Origin of the sequence: Stenotrophomonas sp. 59 (assembly GCF_030291095.1) — a bacterium.
Lineage (GTDB): Bacteria > Pseudomonadota > Gammaproteobacteria > Xanthomonadales > Xanthomonadaceae > Stenotrophomonas > Stenotrophomonas maltophilia_Q.
In genome coordinates, this window is sequence record NZ_CP127408.1 from 2502598 (window position 1) to 2511753 (window position 9156).

Here is a 9156-nt window from a genome sequence, read left to right on the forward strand (position 1 = left end):
TATGTGCAACGCGTGGTCTCCTTTCCTTAGACGGGCGCATCGCTGCGCCCCCGCCACGCACTACGTGATCCGCATCACGCCGGCCACTCAGAACCCGGTGTTGAACTCCAGCTGGAACACGTCGATCGACAGCGGCGCACCGGACACTTCCTTGGCCGCCATCCACTTGCCGCTGATCCAGCTGCGCGCGTCCAGCGCGTAGGCACCGCCCACGTAGTAGCCGCGGGCGTTGGTGCCGCCGAGGTGGAAGTTCGGGTCGTTGTAGGCGTCCGGCAGCGCATCGGCCGCGATGTGCTTGTAGCCCAGCAGGGCCTGCCACTGGCCCTTCTCCTTCAGGTCAGTGGCGCCGAAGGTGGCCTGCACCATCCAGGCGGTGTCGCCACTGCGGAAGGTATCGATGCCGACAGTATCGCCGGCGCCGTAGTTGTTGACGATGCCGTTCTGGGCGCGCCTGAACATGGCCTGCTTGTCGTAGGCCAGGTTGCGGATGTAGTCGCCATCCAGGCGCAGACCGATGCCCTGCGCCAGCTGCGTATCCCAGCGCAGGTTCAAGGTGGCCAGGCGGAAGGCCGAGGCCAGGCCGACATACTGCGGGGTCGGCGTACCGGCCGGATCCTCCGGGTTGCGCGCGATGTTGCGGATCAGCATCAGCGTGTTGCCCTTCTGCATGAACGCCGGGCGCGACCAGTCGGTGTCGCAGCCTACCGCGCCCGAATACAGCGAGCACGTTGAGGACAGGCGACCGCTGATGTTCTTGAAATCGTAGTAGCCCAGCGCAGCACGCAGCGCATTGTCATCGTTGAAGCGCCAGTTCACGCCCACCTGTGCACCCGACAGCCACTTGTTCTCGTTCGGAGTCTTGACCTTGCTCTGGCTCGGCGAGCTGTCGGAGGTGTACTCCAGCGGCACCACCGCGAGGTTGCCGAACAGGTCGACGTCCCCCCCGTTGAAGTCGTACTTCAGGTTCGCGGCCAGGCCATCGAAGTTGAGGTCGTTGGAGAACAGCGTGTCGCTGGTCCAGAAGGGATTGCTGAAGCGGCCACCACGCACTGTCACCCAGTCGGCCGGGCTGTAGGCCAGCCAGGCCTGGTCCAGCCACACGTCCTTCTTGCTCAGGCCACCGCCCAGCTGCTCGGTGGTCGACACCGGGCCATTGCTGCTGCCGCTGGCCAGGCGTACGCCGGCCGTGGTGTGCTGGCCTATGGTTGCCTCGATGCCAAGGCGGGCACGGATGCGCCACAGGTTGCGACGGTCCTGGCGGGTGTTCAGCAAGGGCGGCAACTGCAGATTGGTGTTGGTATTGGTGTCGAAGCCGTTGCCGGAGTTGATCGATGCCCAATTGCTCACGATGTCGCTGTTGCGCTCGGAATGGAAGCGCGACTCGCTGCGCACGCGCATGTCCCCGGTGACCTTGATGCGCTTGGTCCATTCGGCCACTTCGTTCGGTGCCGCCCAGCCTTCGGACTTGGCCTGCGCCATCACGTCCTGGCGCACTTCGTCACGAATGCCATCGCGCACGCTCTGCGGCACGTAGGGCACGCGCACGTCGCCGGCTTCCAGGGCCACGCCGCCGCTGGCGGCCGAAGGTGCAGTGGTCGCGGTGCGCGATGCGGCCGCTGCTTCAGCCTCGGCCTGCACCAGCAGTGCCTGTCCATCTTCCGGCTTCAGCGCGCCGCTGGCGATCAGGCCCTTGATCAGCTTGACCATGGTGGTTTCAGCGGCCATCGCACCGGCCGGGGCAGCCAGACTGAGCAGCACGGCGCAGCACAGCAGCGCCCGTCGGGCCGGCCGCGGGCGGCGGGAATCGGTTCGTGCGCGGTCGTGGTCGTTCATCACGGTTCTCATCCAAAGAAGGGAAATCACGGAAGTCGGGAATCAGGCGCCGGGACGGCGGCCCTGGATCAGCACGCGGGCGGGGAAATCGAGCGACGGTGGCGGTGCCTGGTCAACCTTGCCGATGCGTCGCAGCGCATCGAGCACGGCAGCGTCGGCCTCCTCGTTGCCACTGCCGCGCACCAGCTCGACCTTCTCCAGGCGGCCATCCGTGGCCAGCCAGACGTTCACCTGCAGCTGGAAGGCCAGGCGCTTGACCTTGTCGTCGCGCGAGATCGCCTGCTGCAGCAGGTAGCCGAGGTAGCGCCCATACGTCGCATTGCCGGCGCCACCACGGCCGACGCCGGATGAGCCGCCGCCGCTGCCGGACTGGATGCCGAAGTTGTCACCACCGGCCTGCGCATCGGCATTCATCGTTACCGGGTCTGCATTGTCCGGCGTCGGCGTCGGCTCTTCGGCCGGCGTCGGCTGATCCGGCGGCTCCGGTTCGGGCATCGTTTCTTCCGGCGGCGTCTCCGGCTCCGGTGGCTTTTCCGGCGGCGGTGGTGGCGGCGGAGGTGGTGGCGGCAACGCCAGCATCGGCGGCTGCACCACCGGCCTGCGGGTGCTGGCGGTGTCCTTGAACAGCATCCACCACACGGCAATGCCGAGCACCAGCAACGCGGCCAGCACCAGCGCGACGGTCACCAGCAACTGGCGACCGCGCATGCCGGGTTCCGGCCGAGGGGGTTGATGGGCCGTCATGCCTCAGCCCTGCGCCTTGCCGGTGACCAGGCCGACCTGGGCCAGCTCCAGCCGCCGCAGCAGGTCCAGCACCTCGACCACACGGGCGTACTGCACCTGCGCATCACCGCGCACGATCACCGGGAAATCCGGCGTGGTCGCACGTTCGGTGCGCAGGCGGTCTTCCAGCTCGGCCATCGTCACCGGGTAGGCATCCAGGAACACCTGGCCGCTTGGGTCGATGGTGATCGCCTTGGTCTTCGGCTTCTCCAGCGCGACGCTGTTGCTGGCCTTCGGCAGATTGACCTCGATGCCGGGGATGGAGGCGTTGCTGGTCAGGATGAAGATCACCAGCACCACCAGCAGCACGTCGACGAAGGGCGTCACGTTGATGCCCTTCTCGCGCTTCTTGATGCCGAACTTCGCCTTCTGGCCCATGGCGCGCCCCTCAGCCCTGGACCGCGGCCGGGCCGCGCCCGTCCTGCTCTTCGGCCAGGCGCGCGGCGAACTCGTCGATGAAGACCGCCATGTCGGCGCCGATCGCCTCGGCGCGTGCGCCCAGGTAGTTGTAGCCGAACAGCGCCGGGATCGCGACACCGAGGCCGGCCGCCGTACACAGCAGCGCCGCGGCCATGCCTGGCGCCACCGAGTTGATATCCACCGCGCCGGCCATCGCCGCCACCACGAACACCAGCATGATGCCGATCACGGTACCGAACAGGCCCACATATGGTGCCCCCTCGATGGTGGTCGACAGCCAGTTCATGCGCCGCGCCATCGCCTCCTGCTCGCGCACCATCACCGCATCCATCGAGGCGCGGATGGCGGCGATGGTGGCACCACTCAGGTAGCCACTGTTGCCGTCACGCTGGTGGCGCTGCTGCATTTCATCGATGGCCACCTGGTAGATGCGCCACAGCGAACCGTCATGCATCGCGGTCGGCGCCTTGCCCTGGCGGTCCATGTCGGACAGCGTGCGCAGCGGCACGCCCGACAGCTTGCCGAAACTCTCGGTGAACACCGCATTGGCCTTGCTGGTGCGGCCGAAGTGGCGACCCTTGGCAATCATGATCGCCCACGACAGCAGCATCATCAGGCCGAGGATGGCCACCACCACCCAGGCGTCGAACGGCATCGCCTTGAGGATGAAGGCGAAGTGGCTCTGGCCCGCCGACTGCTCGTCGGCGCCGTAACTGATCAGACGCGAATCGGCGCCCTGTGCAGTGGCATCGGCCAGCAACAGCGCTGCCGGACGCGCCACCCGCGAGATGCGCAGCTCATCCAGCGCGCCTTCGAAGTTGGCCAGCGGCTGCGTCGCGCCCGGTGCATCGGCACCCACCACCGGCGCGGTGCTCAGCGCCGGCAGCTCACCACTCAGCTGTGCGACCACGCGACCGTTTAGGTACAGCTGCACTGCGCCCTTCTCGGCGGTCAGTGCAACGTGCGCCCACTGCCCTTCCGGGATCGGCTGCGCCGGCGTGCTGCGCTGGCCATTGAGCTGCACGAACGGCACGCGGTTCTCGATGCCCAGCACCAGTTCGGCGGCGCCATCGCGACGGGCGTAGATGGCCTGCGCGGCGTTGTTGCTGCCCGGCTTGATCCAGGCCGAGACGGTCAACGGCGCGCCTGCTTCCTGTGCCAGCGACGCGCTGGCCGGCAGCGGCAGCGGGCCGGCGCCGAGCTGCACGCCACGGCCGATCACCGAACCCTCGGCAGGCGGCACAACGGCACCGGCATTGTTGCCGTAGGCGGTGGTATCGCGGGCCGGGGCATTGGCCTCGGCAAAGTGGTAGACCAGCGTGTAGTCCGGGTCGAACACCTGCTGGCCGTTGCCGCTGGCCGGGGCCTTTTCGTTGCCGTAGTACATCCAGATCGTCTGCGGCGCGGCGGCGCTGACCGCCGGCACGTCCACCCAGACCAGAGCCAGGCCCAGCTTGGGATCGAACTGTTCGATCTGGTGGGCCAGCACGGTACGGCCATCGCCCGAGACGAAGCGCAGGTCGTTGCCCGCATCCTGGGTGCCATCGAAACCGAAGTTGCCGGTATGCAGGCGCAGCAGCAGCGGCGTGCGGCCCGGGTCACCGGCCAGGCCTGCGCCCTGCGGGCCAGCGTCGACGGTGATCGGCTTGCGGTACTTCCATTCGGCCTGCCACCAATTGGCATCGGCCGCAGCAGCGGGCAACGCAACCAGCGCGGCCAGCAACAGCAACACTCGGGAAAGCAAACGGTCCATGCGAAGGGTCTCCGGAGAACGCATGTTCAAGGAAAGGGTCAGTAACTGGTGCTGATGTTGAAATGCAGGCGCGGGTCGTCCTTGCGCGTGACCGGGCCATCGGCGTAGGGCCAGGCGTAGTCCAGGCGCAGTTGCAGGTGTTCGCCCAGGCGCAGCTGCGCGCCCAGGCCGACCGAGGCCAGGTTGTACTTGTCACGCTGCTCGGGCAGCGGCTGGCGCAGGCGCAGATAGGCCGCGTCGGCGAAACTGTAGACACGCAGATCGGTACCGCTCCACAGCGACCACGCCGGGGTCCGCCACTCCAGGCTGGCCAGCCCGCCGTAGTCGCCGATCGCCTCGGCCGACAGGTAGCCGCGCACGGTGTACATGCCACCGGCGGCGAACTGCTCGGCCGACACCAGCGGCGCATCGGTAACCTGCAGCGAGCCGCGCGCATACCACTGCCAGTCGCTGCCGAAGGTATGGGTGTTGGCCACGTCGGCCTTGAAAGCGACGAAACTCGGATCGGCCCAGTAGCGCTTCTGGCCGAACGCGGTGGCATCGCTGCCGTAGCCGAACAGGCGGCGGGTACCGGCCACCAGCTGGGTGTTGATGCTCAACTGGTCCTGCTCGCCCTGGCGCACGCCAACGAAGGCCAGAGTGATCGGCGCGTACTTCAGCGGCGTCTTCAGGCTCTCCTTGCCCATCTGCGTGTCTTCCTCGGTGTCCTTGAAATCCACACCGAGGCTGAGCTGGCGCCACCACTGGCTGCTGCCCGCCAGACGGTAGTTGAGCTTGACGCCGATCGAATGACCATTGCCGATCACATTGGTGCCAGTGCCGCTACCGACCTGCCCACCTGAGTTCAGAACGCGGCTGTCGGACTTGTAGCCAGACGCTTCCAGGCTCCACGGCGTGCCTTCGAACGGCATCGTGTACGAGGCCGAGAACACCTTGGCCTGTTTGGCGTCTTCCGGCGCCAGGTACACGCCGATGTTCGCGCTGTGGCCACGCTTCCACAGGTTGTCGTAGGCCAGCGATGCACTCAGGCGCAGCTTCTCGGTGTCGGCGCTGTGGTCGTTGTTGAGTGACGCGCTGGCACGCCACGGCGACTTCTCTTCAACCTGCAGGTCCACATCCATCGTGCCCGGCACCTGGCCCTCGCGCACCAGTGGCATCACCTGGCGGCGGCCACCTTCGTTCAGCGCGGTCAGTTCCTTCTGCGCCTGGTCGAAGTCCGGCACCTTGCCCTCGGCCAATGCCGGCACGCGTTCGCGGATGCGCTCGGGCGATTCATGCTTCGTGCCTACTACCCGCAGCTGGCCGATCGGCGTCTGCTGCACCTTCAGCAGCACCACGCCACCACTGACCTGCTGCTCGGGCAGCTCGACGTAGACCGACTGGTAGCCGGCCTGCTGGTACAGCGCATTGACCGCATCGCGTGCCTTCTCGACATCGGCCAGGGTCTTGCCCGGGCCCAGGAAGGGCTCCACCGCGCGTTCGATCTGGCGCGGATCGAGCACGGTATTGCCGCGCACGATGTATTCATTGATGTTCACGCTGGGCGCAGGCGCCGCCTCCTGCGCGAACAGCAGCAGCGGCAACGCGGCCAGCGCCAGCACCAAGGGATGCAGGCGCAGCGGAAGGCGGACGGCTCGGCACGGAACAGGATTCATCGAAGGCATCGCGTCGTATCGAAGGAAATGGCCAGGGAGCGGCGCGTGGGTCTACCAACAGGACGTGTACGTCGCGTCAAAGCCGCCAACAGTTTTGTGACAGCACTGTCATCTTTTGACAGCGGCGAAACGGCCGTCGGCGGAAGCTTCCCTCGCCACACGTCTTCTTTGCAGAACGTCATTTGCAGCGGGAGAATCACTATGCGTGCGCCATTGAAGGCAGCCGTCCGCCATACCTTCGCCCTGGCACTGCTGCTGGTGCTGCCATCGGTTCGCGCCGAGGAGGCAAAGAAGCAGGTAGATGCCGTGCCCTGCATCGAGGTGCAGGTCAACGGCGAGCGAATACCGGCCTGGGACTGCCTGCAGCGCAAGCTGGCACCGGCATCGAAAGCGGCAAAGTCACCGGCGCTGCCGGAGGCCGAACGGCTGATGCGACAGCCCGGCAACCAGCTGATGCAGTACAACCTGGAAGGCACACGACAGCGCATGGGCGATGCCTTTGGTCGTTCCGTGGTGCCACAGCGCCCGGCGCGCTGAGCCAGCACCTTTGTAGAGCCGATCCCATGCTCGGCTGTCTTTGCATTCATCGGCGATGCCACACAGGCGCAGCCGAGCGCGGGCTCGGCTCTACAAGGCGGCCGGTACGATGCCCTCGGTCGGCACCGGTGGCAGCTCGGGCACTGGCAGGCTGCGCGGTTGACCGGCCTGGTTCAGTTCCACTGCGCTGGCACTGATGCTGGCCAGCACCGTGCAGGGTCCGAGGCGTTGACCTGGTGCGTACGCCTCCGCGGGTCGGCCATCCACCGACAGCAATGCCAGCGGCGCGTGTTCACCGGCCATCACGCCGAGCACCACCACATCGGTCTGCACTGCCCCAGGGGACAGCAGCCGTACCAGCGGCAGGCTGGCCACCGCGTCGAACATCGGACGTACCGGTGCCTCTGCATGCGCTTCACTGGCCACCGCCGCTGGCGCCACCGCAGACAGGGTGACGCTCCAATAGGCCACCACCGCCAGCAGCAGGGTCGCCGCCAGCAGGGTCAACATGCGATTGCGATCCCAGCGCCTGCCATCCATGTTCCGCACCATCGCCACGGTCGTGTCCACCTACGCTAGCAGCTGCGGCTGACGCTTTTGTTTCATCATGCCGGCCTACGCTGGCGGGTATCGACCCGGACAGGAGGCAACGTCGATGCAGCGCGTGCCGCGTGGCTTCACCCTGCTGGAACTGATGGTGGTGCTGGCGATCATCGGCATCTGCACGGCAGGTATCGGCCTGGGCCTGGGCAGCCTGCTTGATCCGGGTCGGCAGCTGCGACAGGAGGCCGAGAGATTGGCGCAGCGCCTGCAGGTTGCACGCGACGAGGCTCGTATCGATGGTCGCCCTCTGCGCTGGCAGGCTGACGCCAACGGCTACCGCTTCAGCCGCCGCGAAGGCAGCCGCTGGGTGGACGTGCAGCGCGATGACCTGCTGCGTCCGCAACAATGGCAACCGGCGGGCATCGCAGTGCAACCGACCACGCCGATTGAACTGAGCCCGGAGTGGATTGGCGTGGCGTGGGAGCTGAGGTTGTCGTTGCAGGGCCGCCAGCTGCGTCTTCGTGATGATGGCAGCGGACAGTTGCAGGTCGTGCAGTGAAGCGGAACATGCGCGGATTCACCCTGATCGAAGTACTGATCGCGCTGGCGATCGTTTCGATTGCGCTGGCAGCGGTGATGCGTTCGGTGGCGGTGGCGACCGATGACCAGTCGCGCCTGCGCGACCGTCGCCTGGCATTGATGTGCGCGCAGGACCGCTGGCAGGAGCTGCGCCTGGCCGGGCAGCCGCCGCAGGATGCGCGGCAGCGCTGCGTGCAGGGGCGCGGCAGCTTCCTGGTGATCCAACACCTGGGCACAGGCAGCGACGGTCAACCGCAACTGGAGATGAGCGTGGTGGCCGAGGATGCACCGCGGCAGTCGTTGGCGCGGATGCAGGTGCCGTGGACGGCGGCGCCGTGAAGCACGCGGCCCGGGGCTTCACCCTCATCGAGGTGATGATTGCGATCACCATCATGGGCGTGCTGGCGCTGATCTGCTGGCGTGCGCTCGACAGCGTGGCCAGCAGCGATCAGCGCCTGCGCCAGGCCGATGCCGAGACCACGACGGCGCTACGCGTGCTGCAGCAGTTCCAGCGCGATATCGAGATGCGTGCCGACGACGAACTGATGAACGGCGCCGTGCGGCCGGCGGATCGGCCGCAACGCCTGCTGCCCCCCTCGTTGGTAAGCGAGCGGCACCAGGATGGGAGCTTCGCGCTGGAGATCACCCGCAGCGTGGGCAGTGATGGGCTGCACTGGCAGCGGGTGCGCTGGTGGCGGCAGGGCACGACGCTATGGCGGGCCAGTGGCGCGGCTACCGACCGGTATCCACTGCCCGCGCCGGATCTGTCAAAGGGAGTTGCAGTAGCGCGTGAGGTGCAGCGCTTCGAGGTGCGGGCGTGGCAACCGGGCGCCGGGTGGGCAACGTTGCCCAGCGATGGCGAGGTGCTGCCGGCCACCGGGCTGGAACTGCGGCTGGGCCTGCGCGATGGGCGTGGGCCGTTGAGCTACCGGCGGGTGCTGGCGCTTTAGCGCGGCACCGGGTGTTTCATCCACGCATGGCGTGGATCTACCGTGGGTGCCGGCCATGCCATGGTGGGGGCCGACCATTGGTCGGCATTGTTGCCGGCCGCGT

At 67.2% G+C, this 9156-nt stretch carries 10 protein-coding genes; 4 read left to right on the plus strand and 6 right to left on the minus strand.

The window, feature by feature from the left end; translation table 11 throughout:
* Nucleotides 1–87: 87 nt before the first annotated feature.
* From QP552_RS11685 to QP552_RS11705, 5 genes are read right to left on the minus strand one after another with little or no spacing between them, the layout of a single operon-like run.
* Nucleotides 88–1833: a putative porin gene (locus QP552_RS11685; RefSeq protein ID WP_111113785.1), complete on the minus strand. Its 1746-nt coding sequence runs from the start codon at nt 1831–1833 to the stop codon at nt 88–90.
* Nucleotides 1834–1875: 42 nt separating this feature from the next.
* Nucleotides 1876–2541 (minus strand): TonB family protein, encoded by a 666-nt coding sequence (locus QP552_RS11690; protein ID WP_286073692.1) that lies wholly within the window; start codon nt 2539–2541, stop codon nt 1876–1878.
* A gap of 39 nt (nt 2542–2580) precedes the next feature.
* Nucleotides 2581–2994 (minus strand): biopolymer transporter ExbD, encoded by a 414-nt coding sequence (locus QP552_RS11695; protein WP_005409874.1) that lies wholly within the window; start codon nt 2992–2994, stop codon nt 2581–2583.
* A gap of 10 nt (nt 2995–3004) precedes the next feature.
* Nucleotides 3005–4789, minus strand: coding sequence for a MotA/TolQ/ExbB proton channel family protein (locus tag QP552_RS11700; protein ID WP_286073693.1), 1785 nt, complete (start codon nt 4787–4789; stop codon nt 3005–3007).
* Nucleotides 4790–4827: 38 nt separating this feature from the next.
* Nucleotides 4828–6444: a ShlB/FhaC/HecB family hemolysin secretion/activation protein gene (locus QP552_RS11705; protein WP_286073694.1), complete on the minus strand. Its 1617-nt coding sequence runs from the start codon at nt 6442–6444 to the stop codon at nt 4828–4830.
* A gap of 201 nt (nt 6445–6645) precedes the next feature.
* On the opposite strand from QP552_RS11705, the gene QP552_RS11710 reads away from it, so the two are divergent.
* Nucleotides 6646–6981, plus strand: a complete 336-nt coding sequence (locus QP552_RS11710) for a hypothetical protein (protein WP_111113787.1) — start codon at nt 6646–6648, stop codon at nt 6979–6981.
* A 90-nt stretch (nt 6982–7071) separates the two neighbouring features.
* Here QP552_RS11710 and QP552_RS11715 read toward each other — a convergent pair whose 3' ends face one another.
* Nucleotides 7072–7533 carry a general secretion pathway protein gene (locus tag QP552_RS11715; RefSeq protein WP_286075932.1) on the minus strand — a complete coding sequence of 154 codons (462 nt, stop codon included), beginning with the start codon at nt 7531–7533 and terminating at the stop codon, nt 7072–7074.
* Between the two features lie 103 nt (nt 7534–7636).
* On the opposite strand from QP552_RS11715, the gene gspH reads away from it, so the two are divergent.
* Genes gspH through QP552_RS11730 form a run of 3 tightly spaced genes read left to right on the plus strand, consistent with a single transcriptional unit; the run spans nt 7637 to nt 9053 of the window.
* On the plus strand, nt 7637–8083 hold the full coding sequence (gene gspH / locus QP552_RS11720) for a type II secretion system minor pseudopilin GspH (protein WP_286073695.1): 447 nt from the start codon (nt 7637–7639) through the stop codon (nt 8081–8083).
* A gap of 8 nt (nt 8084–8091) precedes the next feature.
* Nucleotides 8092–8442, plus strand: coding sequence for a type II secretion system minor pseudopilin GspI (gspI, locus tag QP552_RS11725; protein WP_286073696.1), 351 nt, complete (start codon nt 8092–8094; stop codon nt 8440–8442).
* Entirely contained in the window at nt 8439–9053 is a 615-nt protein-coding gene (locus QP552_RS11730) for a prepilin-type N-terminal cleavage/methylation domain-containing protein (RefSeq protein WP_111113794.1), read from the plus strand. Before gspI ends, QP552_RS11730 begins: the two co-directional genes overlap by 4 nt.
* Nucleotides 9054–9156: the final 103 nt, after the last annotated feature.